15 protein-coding genes are annotated in these 14,208 nt (G+C 72.8%); 2 read left to right on the forward strand and 13 right to left on the reverse strand.

Annotated elements, in window-relative coordinates:
* Window positions 1-12 precede the first annotated feature (12 nt).
* The 5 genes from QIS99_RS17600 to QIS99_RS17620 form a co-directional block, all read right to left on the reverse strand.
* Window positions 13-909 carry a BKACE family enzyme gene (locus QIS99_RS17600; RefSeq protein WP_282514423.1) on the reverse strand — a complete coding sequence of 299 codons (897 nt, stop codon included), beginning with the start codon at window positions 907-909 and terminating at the stop codon, window positions 13-15.
* Between the two features lie 218 nt (window positions 910-1,127).
* Window positions 1,128-2,021, reverse strand: coding sequence for a TetR/AcrR family transcriptional regulator (locus QIS99_RS17605; protein WP_282514424.1), 894 nt, complete (start codon window positions 2,019-2,021; stop codon window positions 1,128-1,130).
* Window positions 2,022-2,091: 70 nt separating this feature from the next.
* On the reverse strand, window positions 2,092-2,772 hold the full coding sequence (locus QIS99_RS17610) for a DedA family protein (protein ID WP_282514425.1): 681 nt from the start codon (window positions 2,770-2,772) through the stop codon (window positions 2,092-2,094).
* Window positions 2,765-3,631, reverse strand: a complete 867-nt coding sequence (locus QIS99_RS17615) for a lysophospholipid acyltransferase family protein (RefSeq protein WP_282514426.1) — start codon at window positions 3,629-3,631, stop codon at window positions 2,765-2,767. Before QIS99_RS17615 ends, QIS99_RS17610 begins: the two co-directional genes overlap by 8 nt.
* Complete coding sequence (locus QIS99_RS17620; RefSeq protein WP_282514427.1) at window positions 3,628-4,383, reverse strand: GNAT family N-acetyltransferase; 756 nt, start codon at window positions 4,381-4,383, stop codon at window positions 3,628-3,630. Before QIS99_RS17620 ends, QIS99_RS17615 begins: the two co-directional genes overlap by 4 nt.
* Before the next feature lie 315 nt (window positions 4,384-4,698).
* Here QIS99_RS17620 and QIS99_RS17625 point away from each other — a divergent pair, with 315 nt between their 5' ends.
* On the forward strand, window positions 4,699-5,448 hold the full coding sequence (locus QIS99_RS17625; protein WP_282514428.1) for a lysophospholipid acyltransferase family protein: 750 nt from the start codon (window positions 4,699-4,701) through the stop codon (window positions 5,446-5,448).
* Between the two features lie 302 nt (window positions 5,449-5,750).
* On the opposite strand, the gene QIS99_RS17630 is transcribed toward QIS99_RS17625, so the two are convergent.
* The 8 genes from QIS99_RS17630 to QIS99_RS17665 form a co-directional block, all read right to left on the reverse strand.
* Window positions 5,751-7,265, reverse strand: coding sequence for an alpha/beta hydrolase (locus tag QIS99_RS17630; protein ID WP_408909581.1), 1,515 nt, complete (start codon window positions 7,263-7,265; stop codon window positions 5,751-5,753).
* A gap of 312 nt (window positions 7,266-7,577) precedes the next feature.
* Window positions 7,578-8,342 (reverse strand): urease accessory protein UreD, encoded by a 765-nt coding sequence (locus tag QIS99_RS17635; protein ID WP_408909582.1) that lies wholly within the window; start codon window positions 8,340-8,342, stop codon window positions 7,578-7,580.
* Between the two features lie 2 nt (window positions 8,343-8,344).
* On the reverse strand, window positions 8,345-9,046 hold the full coding sequence (ureG, locus tag QIS99_RS17640) for an urease accessory protein UreG (protein WP_282514433.1): 702 nt from the start codon (window positions 9,044-9,046) through the stop codon (window positions 8,345-8,347).
* 48 nt (window positions 9,047-9,094) lie between these two features.
* A complete protein-coding gene (locus QIS99_RS17645) occupies window positions 9,095-9,769 on the reverse strand; it encodes an urease accessory protein UreF (protein ID WP_282514435.1) in 675 nt (224 codons plus the stop codon).
* A gap of 10 nt (window positions 9,770-9,779) precedes the next feature.
* Window positions 9,780-11,501 carry an urease subunit alpha gene (locus QIS99_RS17650; protein WP_282514436.1) on the reverse strand — a complete coding sequence of 574 codons (1,722 nt, stop codon included), beginning with the start codon at window positions 11,499-11,501 and terminating at the stop codon, window positions 9,780-9,782.
* Entirely contained in the window at window positions 11,494-11,805 is a 312-nt protein-coding gene (locus tag QIS99_RS17655) for an urease subunit beta (RefSeq protein WP_282514593.1), read from the reverse strand. Before QIS99_RS17655 ends, QIS99_RS17650 begins: the two co-directional genes overlap by 8 nt.
* Window positions 11,806-11,875: 70 nt before the next feature.
* Window positions 11,876-12,178, reverse strand: coding sequence for an urease subunit gamma (locus QIS99_RS17660; RefSeq protein WP_282514437.1), 303 nt, complete (start codon window positions 12,176-12,178; stop codon window positions 11,876-11,878).
* Window positions 12,179-12,412: 234 nt separating this feature from the next.
* Complete coding sequence (locus QIS99_RS17665; protein ID WP_282514438.1) at window positions 12,413-13,030, reverse strand: TetR/AcrR family transcriptional regulator; 618 nt, start codon at window positions 13,028-13,030, stop codon at window positions 12,413-12,415.
* Between the two features lie 206 nt (window positions 13,031-13,236).
* Here QIS99_RS17665 and QIS99_RS17670 point away from each other — a divergent pair, with 206 nt between their 5' ends.
* Window positions 13,237-14,184 (forward strand): ABC transporter permease, encoded by a 948-nt coding sequence (locus tag QIS99_RS17670; RefSeq protein WP_282514594.1) that lies wholly within the window; start codon window positions 13,237-13,239, stop codon window positions 14,182-14,184.
* Window positions 14,185-14,208 lie beyond the last annotated feature (24 nt).

Raw genomic sequence — 14,208 nt, forward strand, 5'->3', positions numbered from 1 at the left:
AGCGGTACGGCGTCAGGCGCGGGGCTTCAGGCCGAGCTTCACGCGGGCCTCGTCCGGCGTGACGACGCGGGCGCCGATGGACTCGGTGATCTGCACGGCGCGCTCGACCAGCTGGGCGTTGGTGGCCTTGTTGCCCTTGCCGAGGTACAGGTTGTCCTCCAGGCCGACGCGGACGTGCCCGCCGAGCAGGATGGACTGGGCGACCCACGGCATCTGCATGCGGCCGATGGCGAAGCTGGCCCACTGGGCGTGCTCGGGCAGCATGTTGACCATGGACTGCAGGACGCCCGGGTCGGCGGGCGCGCCCCACGGGATGCCCATGCACAGCTGGAAGACGGTGGGGTCGTCGAGCAGACCCTCCTCGCGCAGCTGCTTGGCGAACCACAGGTGGCCGGTGTCGAAGATCTCCAGCTCGGGCCGTACGCCGAGCTCCTGGATGCGCTTGGCGCCCTGGCGGAGCATCTCCGGGGTGGAGACGTAGAGGTTGTCGCCGAAGTTGAGGGAGCCGCAGTCCAGGGTGCAGATGTCGGGCAGCAGCTCGTCCACGTGCGGGAGCCGGTCGAGGCCGCCGACCAGGTCGGTGCCGGGCAGCTCGCCGAGCTTCTCCAGCGGCTGGAGCGGGTCGACGACGAGGTCGCCGCCCATGCCGGCCGTGAGGTTGATGATGACGTCGGTGCCGGTCTCCTTGATGCGCTCGACCGTCTCGCGGTAGAGCCGCGGGTCGCGGGAGGGGGCGCCGGTCTCGGGGTCGCGCACGTGGATGTGCACGGCGGCGGCTCCCGCCTCGGCGGCCTCGACGGCGGACTTGGCGATCTGCTCGGGCGTGACGGGCACGTGCGGGCTCTTGCGGACGGTGTCGCCGGCGCCGGTGAGGGCGGCGGTGATGATGACGTCCTGGTTCATGGGCATGCGGAACTCCCTTTTCTCGTACGGGATGTGAGGGGGTGAGGGGGTGAGGGGGTGAGGGGGCGTTACTGAACACGCCGGGGTGGTGGCCCCGGCGGGCGGGGACCACCACCCGGCGCGGGTTTCCGGCGCGGGGTCGGAGTACGCGGGCCGAGTTGCGCGGGCCGCGTTGCGTGGGCCGCGTTGCGTGGGCCGCGTTGTGCGGGCCGCGTTGTGCGGTCTCAGTGCGCGGCCAGCGCCGTGTCCACGTAGGCGAGGAGCGCGCTCTGCATGTCGTCCGCGCTGGTGCCGGGTTCGCCGGGGGTGGTCGCGAGGACCTGGGAGGCGAGGCCGTCGATCAGGGCGGTCAGGGTGAGGGCAGCGGTCTCCGGGTCGACGGGACGGAAGGCGCCGGCGGCTACGCCGCGGCGGATGACGTCGGCGACGGTCTCGCGCCACTGCCGGTAGTACTCGACGTGCAGCCCGCCGACCACGGTGGAGCGGGCGGCCTCGGCCCACAGGTCGAGCCAGACGCTCCACTGGCGGCGCTGCCGGCGGGTGTGCGGGGTCTGCAGCTCGATCAACTGCCGCAGTTCGCCCGCCACATCGGCCGCCTCCGCGATGTGGGCGGCACGGCGGGCGGTGTCCTCGTCCATGCACCAGCGCACGGCCGCTTCGAGCAGGTCGTCCCGGCCGGGGAAGTGGTAGTGGATGGCGGCGGTGCTGGTCGCGCAGGCCTCGGCGATGTCGGCGACGCGGACCGCGTGGAAGCCGCGTTCGGCGATCAGCCGGACCGTCTCGCGCACGATCTGCAGCGGCCGCCCGCCGTCCGACGGCGCCGCCCCGGCCGTACGACGGTTGCGTGCGGCCGTACGGCCCGTGGCGGCCGGGTCCGGCTGGGCGCCGGAGCCGAGCAGCCAGGCCGCGTCGACGTTGCCGGTGTCCGCGACCCGGGCCAGCTCGGCGACGGTGAAGCGGCGGGTCCCGCTCAGGGAGCGGGACAGCTTGGAGGGGTCCATGACGATACGGCGCGCGAACTCGCGCTGGCTGACGCCGACGGCGGCGATCACCTGGCGGACGCGCTCCGCGACCTCGCCGCCGGTGTCACCGACTCGGCCGTCCGATTCCTGCTGCATGGTCGAAGACCGTACCCGTGTGTTGAGATAACCGCAACAGGAGCGTCCAGTTCTTTCTGGCAGCTCCTTGTCATAGCTGGGTTTTCAGGGGGCAAGCCGGTGGTGTTGCGATGATGACTGACTCATCAGTCTGTCCGCGCAACACATGGCGCCGGCGGCACTGTCTCCGGATGCCCTCGCCCAGGAGCGTCAGCACCGCGACCGTACCGAAGGAGAGCAGCAGACCGTAGCCGGGGCGGTCGGCGAAGGCGGCGCCGCCGAGGGCCCCGACGGCCACGCCCAGTACGGCCCAGATGCTCGCTCCGATCGTGTCGAAGAGCAGGAAGCGGCGCACGGGATAGCGGACCCCGCCGGTGCTGAGCCCGGTCACCACGCGCCCGCCCGGGACGTACCGCCCGGCCACGATCAGCAGCGCTCCGTGCCGCGCGACCAGCCAGTGAGCGGCGGCGAGGCGGCTCCTGCCCCGGTCGCCGCGGAGGAGGAGCCGGGTCAGGCGGGGGCCGGCGCGGCGGCCGATGGCGTACCCGCCGAGGTCGCCCGCGGCCGCCCCCGCCGCGGCGACGACGGTGAGCAGGGCGAGGCGGCCGGGGTCGGCGCCGATGAGGACGGCGGCGGCGACCACCGTGGCCTCGCTCGGCATGAACGGAAGGAGTGCGTCCAGAGCGGCGGTGCCGAAGATGACCGGCCACAGCCAGGGCGAGTCCAACAGGCCCTGCAGAAAGGACACATAGGGGCCGAGCCAGTCAGCCATGGCGCCTCGACTGGTCCCGGAACACCGCGCCCTGCGCCGCCGCCGCGAGCGTCCGGCGGTCGCTGCCGGGACCGGTGGGCAGCGGTGCGTGCGCGCGGACCCGCACGGCCAGCCCGTCCGCCCTGGCCACCCGGTGCAGGGAGGGCACGAAGCCCTCGTCTCCGAGGAAACCGGCGACCGAGCTCTCCCCGCCGTACTGGAGGTAGCTGAGGGTCACCGGGCGGACCGGCACGCGCGCGTCGATCGCGGCCTGGAACATGGCGCGCCGGAAGCCGCCGCCCGCCGCCGAGCACCAGGTGGTGCCCTGCGGGAAGAGGGCGACGGTGCGGCCCGCGGCGAGGAACTCCCGTACGCGGTCCACCGCTTGGGGCAGGGCGCGCAGCGAGCCGCGGTCGATGAAGCAGGTGTCGATCCGGCGGGCGAGCGGGCCGACTACCGGCCAGCCGCCCACCTCGCGCTTGGCGACGAGCGTGACCGGCTCGCAGGCGAGCAGCGCCACGATGTCGAGCCAGGAGATGTGGTCGGCCACCACGAGCGTGCCCGTCCCGGGGACGGCGAGCGGGGCGTCGCCCGCGTCCAGGTGCACGCCGAGCGAGTCGAGGAGGGCGCGGGCCCGGTCGCGTACCGCCGGTCCGTCACGGGTCGCGGACGGGGCGGCGAGGGCGCCCGCGACGACCTGCCCGAACGCGGCGTAGCGGCGGGCCGTGGCCAGGCGGTGCACGGGCGGGGCGGCCGGGCGAGCGCAGCGCGGCGTGCAGGGCGAGGCCGGGAACCAGGGGCTCTGCGGCCGGGGCGGCGCGAGGGAGGCGCCGGGCGGGGCCACGGGCGTCGAGGCGGCCGCGGCGGCCGGTCCGGTCACTGCGCCTCCCCCAGGAAGTACCGGCGGTAGCGGTCGTTGATGCGGTCCATGGGCAGCAGGACGTAGAAGTCCGCGACGTCGAACTCCGGGTCGTGGGCGGGCGCTCCGCACATCCAGGCGCCGAGCCGCAGATAGCCGCGGAGCAGCGGCGGCAGGTCGGCGGGGCGGACCGGGCCGTCGAGCGGTCCCGAGGGGTGCCAGGGGCGGTGCGGGTGGACACGGAGGTCGGGCGGCGAGGCGTGCTTGCCGTTGCCGAGGAGCCAGGCGCTGCTCGCGGCCCGGCCGCCGTCGGCGAGCGGGACGGAGGCGCAGCCGCCGAGGTACTGGTGCCCGGAGAGCAGCAGATAGCGGGCGAGGGCCGCCCAGAGAAGGTTGATCACCGCGCCGTTGCGGTGGTCGGGGTGGACGCAGGAGCGGCCGGTCTCGACCAGCCGGGAGCGGATCCCGGCGAGGTCGGCGAGGTCGAACTCGCCGTCGGAGTAGAGGCGTTGGGTGCGGCCCGGCGGGATCAGGCGGTACGTTCCGACGACCTCACCGGTGGCCGCGTCGGTGACGACCAGGTGGTCGGCCACGGCGTCGAAGTCGTCCAGGTCGTGGCCGGGCAGCGGGGTGTGCAGGCGGGCGCCCAGCTCGCCGGCGAAGACCTGGTGGCGCAGGCGCTGGGCGGCACGGATCTGATCGTCGGAGTCGGCGATCGCGACGGCGTAGCTGCTGGAGGCCGCGACTACAGTGGACGGTGCAGGACTGGGCATGGCGAACCCGCTTTCTACGCAGGGGAAGGCCCGCGCGGGTCGTGGCTGATGACCGCGCGAGTCGGCTCGGTCGTGCACGGGTCGTCGAGTTGCCGCTCGGCGGCCCGCCTCACTCCACGGTGCAGTCGCCCGGTGAACAGGTCAAAGATTTCTCACAGTTGTCAGGGAAGGATGGGGGACATTCAGGGTTGCCTGAGGGTTGTCCGCGTCGCGGCGGCGGGCTCGGCTCACCGTCCGCCCGTGGTCTCCCCGGCACCCCGGCGACCTGGTAAAACGCAGTGCTGGAGAGGCCCTGCCGAATGAGGAGCGACCCCCGTGTTCTATTACGTGCTCAAATATGTGCTGCTTGGTCCCCTGCTCCGGCTGGTGTTCCGGCCGCGGATCGAGGGCCTGGAGCACATTCCTGAGGACGGCGCCGCGATCGTCGCGGGCAACCACCTGTCGTTCTCCGACCACTTCCTGATGCCGGCCGTCCTGAAGCGGAGGATCACTTTCCTGGCGAAGGCGGAGTACTTCACGGGTCCTGGCGTCAAGGGCCGGCTGACGGCGGCGTTCTTCCACAGTGCGGGCCAGATCCCGGTGGACCGCTCGGGCAAGGAGGCGGGCCAGGCGGCGATCCGCGAGGGGCTCGGGGTGCTCGGCAAGGGCGAGTTGCTCGGCATCTACCCGGAGGGCACGCGCTCGCACGACGGGCGGCTGTACAAGGGCAAGGTGGGGGTCGCCGCGATGGCCCTGAAGGCGCAGGCGCCGGTGATCCCGTGCGCGATGATCGGCACGTTCGAGGCGCAGCCCCCGGGCCAGAAGCTGCCGCGCTTCCGGCGCGTGACGATTCGTTTCGGCGAGCCGCTGGACTTCTCCCGGTACGAGGGCATGGACGGCGAGAAGGCCGTCCTGCGGGCGGTCACGGACGAGATCATGTACGCGATCCTGGGGCTCTCGGACCAGGAGTACGTGGACCGGTACGCGGCCGTCGTCAAGGCCGAGGAGCAGGCCGAGGCGCAGGCGGAGAAGGAGCGCCGGGCGGGGTCCGGCAACCGCAGGTTCCCCAAGCTGCCGGGGCGTTGAGCGGAGCGCCGCCCCCTGCCCGGCACGCCGGACCTCACGCGCCGCTCGCGCGCGCGGTGGGGGCGGCGTGGACCTGGTGGACGTGGTGGACGTGGTGGCGTACGGCCGGGAGCACGCCCGGCAGTTGACCGCCCTGTCGGGAACGCATCGGCCTGTCGGGAACGCATCGCCCTGTCGGGAACGCATCGGCTCGGCGGCGGAGGACGCGTGGGCGGAGCGGCGAGGAATTGTCTGAGCTGACCGAGAGGCGGCCGGAGTTGCCCCCGACCGCCCCTCGGTGCGGTACCGGTGTCCTGGAGGACTTACGGCTTGGGCGTGGCGTGCGGTTCGCACGTCACGTCGCGGCTGTCGGTCTTCCCGCTCAGCAGGTAGGCGTCGACCCGCTCGTTGATGCAGGGGTTCACCAGGTTGGTCACGCCGTGCGAGCCGGCGTTCTTCTCGGTGATCAGCCGGGAGCCCTTGAGCCGCTCGTGCAGCTCGACCGCGCCCTCGTACGGCGTGGCCGCGTCCCGCTCGGACTGGACGATCAGGACCGGCGGCAGGCCCTTGCCGGACTTCACCTCGACGGGGGTCTGCTGCTTCACGCCCCAGGTGGCGCAGGGCAGGTTCATCCAGGCGTTGGCCCAGGTCATGAAGGGGTGGTCCTCGTGCAGCCGCGTGTTGTCGCGGTCCCACTTCTTCCAGTTGGTGGGCCACTTGGCGTCGGCGCACTCCACGGCCGTGTAGACGGCGTTGCCGTTCTCCGCCGCGATGTTGCCCGCGGTGTCGGAAAGGTCCGGGCCCGCGGCCTCGACGAGCGCCTTCTCGTCACCGGCGAGGTACTTGCTCCACACCTCGGCGGTGGGCACCCACGCGGAGTCGTAGTAGGGCGCGCCCTGGAAGAAGCCGATGAGCTCGGCGGGTCCGACGACACCGCCGATGGGCTCCTTCTTGGCCGCTGCGCGCAGCTTCAGCCACTGGGCCTGGACCTTCTCCTGGGTGTCGCCGATGTGGAAGGAGGCGTCGTTCTTCGCGACCCACTCGGTCCAGTCGTCCCAGCGGGTCTGGAAGGCGACGTCCTGGTCCAGGTTGGCCTGGTACCAGATCTTCTCCCGGGAGGGGTTCACCACGCTGTCGACGAGCATGCGCCGCACATGGTCCGGGAAGAGCGTGGCGTAGACGGCGCCGAGGTACGTGCCGTAGGACACCCCGAGGAAGTTGAGCTTCCGGTCGCCGAGCGCGGCACGGATCACGTCCAGGTCGCGGGCGGTGTTCGGCGTCGTCATATGCGGCAGCATCTCGCCGCTGCGTTCCTTGCAGCCGTCCGCGTACTCCGCGGCGAGCTTGCGCTGGGCGCGCTTGTCGGCCTCGGAGTCCGGCACCGGGTCGAGCTTCGGCGCCTTGACGAACTCCTGCGGGTCGACGCAGGAGATGGGCGCCGAGTGGCCGACGCCGCGCGGGTCGAAGCCGACGAAGTCGTAGGCCTCGGCGGTCTTCTGCCACAGCGGGGACTTCTTGGTGATGCGCAGCGGGAAGCGCATGCCGGAGCCGCCGGGGCCGCCCGGGTTGTAGACCAGGGAGCCCTGCCGCTCTTCCTTGGTGCCGGTGCTCTTCGCCCGGTCCACGGCGAGCTTGATCTGCTTGCCGTGCGGCTTGCTGTAGTCGAGCGGGACGCTGACCCAGCCGCACTGGACGGGCCGGTCGAGCCCCCAGTCCGCCGGGCAGTCCTTCCAGTCGATGCCGGTCCTCGCCGCCTTCGCCGCGGCGATGGCGGTGCCCCGTGCTTCGGAGACCGTGCGACGGCCGCCGTCGGCGGCGTTCGCCGCCGGGGCCGCCATCGCGCCGGCTATGAGGGTCCCCGCGATCAGAGTGCCGGCCGAGCCGAGCACTGCGGTGCGTCTCAAGTGGTACCTCCCCCAGATCGTTTCGATCAGATGGCACGCGTTCTCAGGTCGTCACGCGTTCTCCGGGGGATCTTTGCGTCTGTGGGGTCCCTGACAACAGATCGGACAGATGTTCTTTGCCAATCCGATAACCGGTGGCCCCCGATCCGCTCAGCGGTCGCCCTCTGCGGGGGAGTTCACCCAAGCACCGGCCAAGCCCGCCCTCCGGGGCCGCCCACCCCGAAGACCCGGCCCCGGCCAGCCCCCTCACCCGCCCACAACCCCCACCGCCTCGTCCAACACCCGCCGCAACCGCAGCGCGTCCGGCGCCACCGCCGTCACCAGCAGCCCCGGGCCCGCCAGCGGAGTCACCGCGGCCAGCTCACCCAACATCCGCGCCCGTACCGGGTGCTGCCCCAACTCGGGTCGCACGAGGACGAGTTGGCCGATGGCCCGATGCCCGGCGAGGCCCGCCGGGCCGTCCCAGCCGCCGGGTGCCCCGGGCCCGCAGGCCAGCTCCTGGTCGAGCAGGAGACGGCCCTCGCAGCGCACGGTGAGCCTGCTGGTGAGGGTGCCCGGCTGCTCACCGGCCCGCCCGAGCACCTGCTCCTCCCGCAGCAACAGGCGTGCCCCGGCCCCCACTTCGGCCCGAGTCGTCACGCGCAGCTCGCTGCCGTACGCCGAGATCAGCTGTTCCGGCGCCCAGTTCAGCTCGGCGTCCTCCTCGACGCTCAGCCGTACGTCGTAGTGGGCCGGCCCCTTCGGCCGGCCGGGCAGCGCGAGGGTCGCGGCCGTCGAGGTCACGTCGAGCCGCGCCCCCGGCCCGGCCTCGGCCGTCACGGTCAGCCGGTCGCCGCCCAACGGTGCGCTCATCGCGCCGACCAGGGCTACCCGCGCCTGCCCTGCCGCGCCGCGGATTCGCCGTACGGCCAGCGGACCCTCGCCTTCGAGGACCGGGAGGCGGCTGATCCCGCGGCCGTCCGCCTCCGCGCGGATCCGGGCGGCCGCGCGGAGACCGGTGTCGACGGGCACGCTCACGCGGCGGTCCAGGCGGCGTGCCGCTCCCGCACCCACGCGGCCACCTCCGACACACCCGCCGGTGACCGCAACGACTGGAAGACCACGGGCAGTTCGGCCCGCTGCTCCTTCGCGTCCCGCGCCATCCGCTGCAGATCGGAGCCGACGTACGGGGCGAGGTCGGTCTTGTTGACCACGAGCAGATCGGCGGTCGTCACGCCGGGGCCGCCCTTGCGCGGAATGTCGTCGCCGCCCGCCACGTCGATGACGAACAGCTGGGCGTCGACCAGGCCCCGGGAGAACGTGGCCGTGAGGTTGTCGCCGCCGGACTCGACGAGGACCAGGTCGAGCGGCCCGACTCCCTCGTGAGCGAACACGGTCTCCAGGTCCTCGACGGCCTCCAGGTTGGCGGAGATGTCGTCGCGGATCGCGGTGTGCGGGCAGGCCCCGGTCTCCACGGCCATGATCCGCTCGGGCGGCAGTACGGCCTCGCGGAGCAGGAACGCGGCGTCCTCACGGGTGTAGATGTCATTGGTGACGACGGCGAGCGACAGCTCGTCGCGCAGGGCCCGGCAGAGCGCGGCCACGGTCGCGGTCTTCCCGGAGCCGACGGGCCCGCCGAGCCCGATCCGCAGCGCCCGCCGCCGCCCGTCGGGCCGCACGGCATCGGCGCTGAGGGCGGCGGGGCCGTCGGAGGCGTGGGAGTGGTCGAGGTGCATGGTGCGCTCCAGGGGTCGAACCGAAAAATTCAGGGGGAGAGGGAAGGTCTACGACGCGAACAGCCGTACCGCCCAAGCCGCATGAGCCTCCGCCCCGATGTCCAGGAGCGGGGCGGAGGACGCAGGCAGGGCGTCGACGCCCTCCTCCGGCACCCGCCGCGCGCACTCCGCCGCGTCCGCCGCGACCCGGTCCAGGTCCGGGGCGAGCCGCGCCAGGACGGCGGTCGCGTCGAAGGGGTCGAGGCTCAGCAGACGTACGACGGCCGTGGCGGGACCGGAGACCGACTCGTACGCCGCGACGTACGCCGCGTCCTCGGGCCCAAGGCCGGCCGAGCGGGCGGCGAGGCCGAGGACCACCGGCTGGTGGGCGCCCCTGGGCCGCGCGGAGGCGAGGGCGTCGAGCTCGGCCGACGGCCAGGTGGCGCGGGCCGCGCGCATCATCTGGCGGCCCAGCTTGCGTGCGGCGGTGCGCAGGGCGGCCGACGGAGTGCGCGCGTCCGCGGCCTCGTCGAGCTGCAACGGGTCGGTGCCGAGTGCGGCCGCCGCGGCGAGGGCAGCCGCGACCAGGCCGCTGGTGTGCAGCCGGCCGCGGCAGAACTCCGCCAGGTCGGCCGCGCCCGTGACGCGGCCCGCGGCGACCGCGGCCTCGGCCCCGCCGGAGTGCGCGTGGCCTCCGGCGGGAAAGCGGCCGTCGGCCAGGACAAGGAGGGTGGCTCTGCTCATCTCGCGGCGCTCAGAAGAGGAAGTACCGCTGGGCCATGGGCAGTTCCACGGCGGGCGCGGACTCGATCAGCTCGCCGTCGACGGTGACGGCGAAGCTGTCCGGGTCGACGTGCACCCGCGGCATGGCGTCGTTCTCCCGCATGTCGGCCTTGGTGACTGCGCGCGTACTGGCGATCGGGGTGAACTCCTTGCCGAGGCCGAGCCGTTCGGGCAGGCCGTCGTCCAGGGCGGACTGTGTGACGAAGTTCAGGGAGTTCCCGGCGGGCGCCGAGCCGAGCGCGCCGAACATCCGCCGCGGAAGGACCGGTTGGGGCGTGGGGATGGAGGCGTTGGCGTCGCCCATCTGCGCGTACGCGATCTGCCCGCCCTTGAGTACGAGCAGCGGCTTGACGCCGAAGAACGCCGGGTCCCACAGGACGAGGTCGGCGAGCTTGCCGCGCTCCACCGAGCCGATCTCGTGGTCGAGGCCCTGGGCGACGGCCGGGTTGACCGTGTACTTGGCGACATAGCGACGTACGCGATGGTTGTCGGCGCGGACGTCACCGGGCAGGAAGCCGCGGCGGCGCTTCATCACATGCGCGGTCTGCCAGGTGCGCAGCACGACCTCGCCGATGCGGCCCATCGCCTGCGAGTCCGAGGAGATGATCGAGATGGCGCCGAGGTCGTGCAGCACGTCCTCGGCGGCGATCGTGGACGGCCGGATCCGGGACTCGGCGAACGCCAGGTCCTCGGGGACGGCCGGGTTGAGGTGGTGGCAGACCATCAGCATGTCGAGGTGCTCCTCGACGGTGTTGACGGTGTGCGGCCGGGTCGGATTGGTGGAGCTGGGCAGCACGTTGGGCTCGGAGACCACGGTGATGATGTCCGGCGCGTGCCCGCCGCCCGCGCCCTCGGTGTGGTACGCGTGGATGGAGCGCCCGGCGATCGCGGCAAGGGTGTCGGCGACGAAGCCTGCCTCGTTCAACGTGTCGGTGTGGATGGCGAGTTGGGCGCCGGATGCCTCGCACACGTTCAGGCAGGCGTCGATCACGGCGGGGGTGGCACCCCAGTCCTCATGGATCTTGAACCCGAGGGCGCCGCCGCGGAGCTGGGCGTGCATGGCGTCGGCGGACATGGTGTTGCCCTTGCCGAGCAGGCCGATGTTGAGGGGCGTCGAGTCGAGTGCGGCGAACATCCGGCCCAGGTGCCAGGAGCCGGGCGTGATGGTGGTGGCCTTGCTGCCCTCGGCCGGTCCGGTGCCGCCGCCGACGAGGGTGGTGATGCCCCCGGCCAGCGCGGTGTCGAAGAGGGTCGGCGAGATGAAGTGGACGTGCGCGTCGATGGCCCCGGCGGTGACGATCCGGCCGTTCCCGGCGATGACTTCGGTCTCGGGCCCGATGACCAGGTCCGGGTGGACGCCGTCCATCGTGTCGGGGTTGCCGGCCTTGCCGATACCGGTGATACGGCCGTCCCGGATGCCGATGTCGGCCTTGACGATCCCCCAGTGGTCGACGATCACGGCCCCGGTGATCACGGTGTCGGGGGCGCCCTCGGCGCGTGTCGCACAGGACTGCCCCATGGACTCGCGGATCACCTTGCCGCCGCCGAACACCGCCTCGTCGCCGGAGCGTCCGGGCCCGCCGCTGCGGTCCTCCTCGATCTCGATCAGGAGGTCGGTGTCGGCGAGCCGGATGCGGTCACCGGCCGTCGGGCCGAACAGATCGGCGTAGGCGGCGCGGGTCAGTTCAGCCATCGAGGGCACCTCCGGTCTCCCCGCGCAGGCCGGGCACGCGGCGCAGCCCTGCTACGGGTACGAGTTCGACGTCGACGGGGATGCCGGGTTCGAAGCGGACGGCCGTACCGGCGGCGATGTTCAGGCGCAGTCCGCGCGCGGCGGCCCGGTCGAAGTCCAGGCCCGGGTTGGCCTCGGCGAAGTGGTAGTGGGAGCCGACCTGGACGGGCCGGTCGGCGGTGTTGAGGACGGTCAGCGGGGTGACCGGGGCGCCGGCGTTGAGGACGACGGGCTCGTCGGCGTACAGGATCTCTCCGGGGACCAGGGGGGAGCCGTACTCCGTGGAGGACGCGTGTTCGGCGGGTGACGCGGAGGACATCGGCAGGACTCCCCCGTCAGGCGATCGGCTCGTGGACGGTGACGAGCTTCGTCCCGTCGGGGAACGTCGCCTCGACCTGGACGTCGTGCAGCATCTCCGGGATGCCCTCCATGACGTCCTCGCGGCTGAGCAACTTCCGCCCGGAGGACATGAGCTCGGTGACGGTACGGCCGTCGCGGGCGCCTTCGAGCACGTGCGAGGTGATCAGGGCGACCGCCTCGGGATGGTTGAGGCGCAGCCCGCGTGCCCTTCGCTTCTGAGCCACGTCCGCGGCCACATGGATGAGCAGTCGCTCCTGCTCGTGCGGGGTCAGTTGCACGCGTGCCACCTCACAGTCCGTCATGGTCCGCCTGTGTGCGGGCAGGCGGGACCGGCATCGTCCGGGCCGAGGAGGCAGCTGGGAGGCACGCCTCCGCCAGGACGCAGGCGGAGACTAGTTGCCTTCAACATCTTGTTGACCCGGGCTTGGGTGTCCCGCCGGAAGACATTGCACGCTAATGCCGAAGTTTTTCCTGCGCGTTAACTGACCTTGGGTACTGGCTGACCTTGGGTCCTAACCGGCCTCGGGCAGTTCCATACGCATCAGGGCCCGCAGCCCGCCCTCCAGCTGCTCGACCTTCGCGTCCCCGAAGAGGGCCTGCTGGGCGATGAACCCCTGGGCCAGGGCCATCATCGTGCGGGCCACGTGGTCGGCCTCCACGTCCGCCGGCATCAGACCGGCCTCGCGGTAGGCGTCCACCAGCTTGCCCCAGGCGGCGCGCATGTCGACGAAGCCCTGCTGCAGGGGCGCCGACAGCTGTTCGTTGCGCAGCGTCTCCGCCCACACCTGCAGGACGAGGCGCGGGAACTCGATGCTGCCGCCGCCGACCCGCCCGTTCAGGACGATGTTCAGGACCTGCCCGAGCAGCCGGTCCGGCAGTGGCGGCGGGTCCTGCTTTGCTGCATCCTCGAAGGCGCCCCTGATGGTGCCGAAGACCTCGCCGACGATCGCCGCGATCAGCTCCTCCTTGCCGCGGAAGTACCGGTACACGGCTCCGGCGGAGAGCCCGGCCTCGCGCAGCACGTCCTGCATCGACGTGGCGTGGAATCCGTTGTGCGTGAAGCTGCGGATCGCGCCGTCGATGATCTGCCGGCGACGGGCGTCTAGGTGTTCCTGGGATACGCGAGCCATGGCCACAAACTAAAACGAACATTCATTCTTGACAAGGAGCAGGCGCGGCGGGACAGTGGCCACACAACGTAAAACGAACGGTCATTCTCTATATGTTCCCGACCGGAGCGGAGCCGGCCATGCCCGCCACACCCACCCCCACACCCAGCACCCCCAGCACCCCCTCCGCGACAGCGCCGGACCCGACCCCCGCCCGATCCCGGCACATGATCGCGGTACTCGTCCTCATCCCGGCCGTCGTCGCGCTCGCCCTGTGGGCCTTCGCCTGGCCCGCGGCCCGTACGGCCCCCCGCGACCTGCCGGTCGCGGTCGCGGGCGCACCGGCGGCGGTGGCCGGTGTGGAGCGGCAACTGGAACGCAAGGAGGGCGCGTTCGAGGTGCACCGGTACGACGACGAGGCCGCGGCGCGCGCCGCGATCGAGGACCGGGACGTGTACGGCGCGATCGTCGTCACCGAGCGCGGGCCCCGGCTGCTCACCGCCTCGGCCGCGAGTCCCGTCGTCGCACAGCTGCTGCAGCAGTCGGTCACGGCCCAGGCGCCGAAGGGGGCGCAGATCCAGGTCGAGGACGTGGTGGCGACGCCGTCCGGCGACCCGCGCGGGGTGGTGCTCGGGGCGAGCGTGCTGCCGATGGCGCTGGCCGGGGTCGCGGCCGGCGCGGTGGTGACGCTGCTCGGCCTGCGCGGGGTACGGGCCGCCTTCGTCCTGGTGGGCGCGGCCGCGCTGGTCGGCGTGGTGGCGGCCGCGCTGACGCACAGCTGGCTCGGGGCGCTGGCCGGTGACTGGTGGACGGAGGCGGGTGTCCTCGCGCTGTCGACGCTGGCGGTGAGCGCGGCCGTGGCGGGACTCGCGGCGGTGCTCGGCCGGGCCGGGATCGCCCTCGGCGCGCTGGCCGTGGTCCTGATCGGCAACCCGTTCTCCGGTGTCACCTCGGCGCCCGAACTGCTGCCGGAGCCCGCGGGCGTGGTCGGCCAGTGGCTGCCGCCGGGCGCGGGCGGCACGCTGCTGCGGTCGGTCTCGTTCTTCGACGGCGCGGGGGCGGCGAGGCCTGCGCTGACACTCGCCGTGTGGGCGGGGGCGGGGCTGGTGCTGGTGCTGCTGGGCGGGTTGCGCGGGCGCGGACGTGCGGGGGCACGGCGCCGGGCCGCGGCCTGACCCATCGGCCCCTCCGGCGCGCTG

Source organism: Streptomyces solicavernae (assembly GCF_029968095.1).
Lineage (GTDB): Bacteria > Actinomycetota > Actinomycetes > Streptomycetales > Streptomycetaceae > Streptomyces > Streptomyces solicavernae.

Bases quoted from the DNA above. Each gene is read 5' to 3' on its own strand.
- QIS99_RS17600 (WP_282514423.1), bottom strand. From the start codon at position 909: ATGCCCATGAACCAGGACGTCATCATCACCGCCGCCCTCACCGGCGCC.
- QIS99_RS17605 (WP_282514424.1), bottom strand. From the start codon at position 2,021: ATGCAGCAGGAATCGGACGGCCGAGTCGGTGACACCGGCGGCGAGGTC.
- QIS99_RS17610 (WP_282514425.1), bottom strand. From the start codon at position 2,772: ATGGCTGACTGGCTCGGCCCCTATGTGTCCTTTCTGCAGGGCCTGTTG.
- QIS99_RS17620 (WP_282514427.1), bottom strand. From the start codon at position 4,383: ATGCCCAGTCCTGCACCGTCCACTGTAGTCGCGGCCTCCAGCAGCTAC.
- QIS99_RS17630 (WP_408909581.1), bottom strand. From the start codon at position 7,265: ATGGCGGCCCCGGCGGCGAACGCCGCCGACGGCGGCCGTCGCACGGTC.
- ureG (WP_282514433.1), bottom strand. From the start codon at position 9,046: ATGCACCTCGACCACTCCCACGCCTCCGACGGCCCCGCCGCCCTCAGC.
- QIS99_RS17645 (WP_282514435.1), bottom strand. From the start codon at position 9,769: ATGAGCAGAGCCACCCTCCTTGTCCTGGCCGACGGCCGCTTTCCCGCC.
- QIS99_RS17650 (WP_282514436.1), bottom strand. From the start codon at position 11,501: ATGGCTGAACTGACCCGCGCCGCCTACGCCGATCTGTTCGGCCCGACG.
- QIS99_RS17665 (WP_282514438.1), bottom strand. From the start codon at position 13,030: ATGGCTCGCGTATCCCAGGAACACCTAGACGCCCGTCGCCGGCAGATC.
- QIS99_RS17670 (WP_282514594.1), top strand. From the start codon at position 13,237: ATGATCGCGGTACTCGTCCTCATCCCGGCCGTCGTCGCGCTCGCCCTG.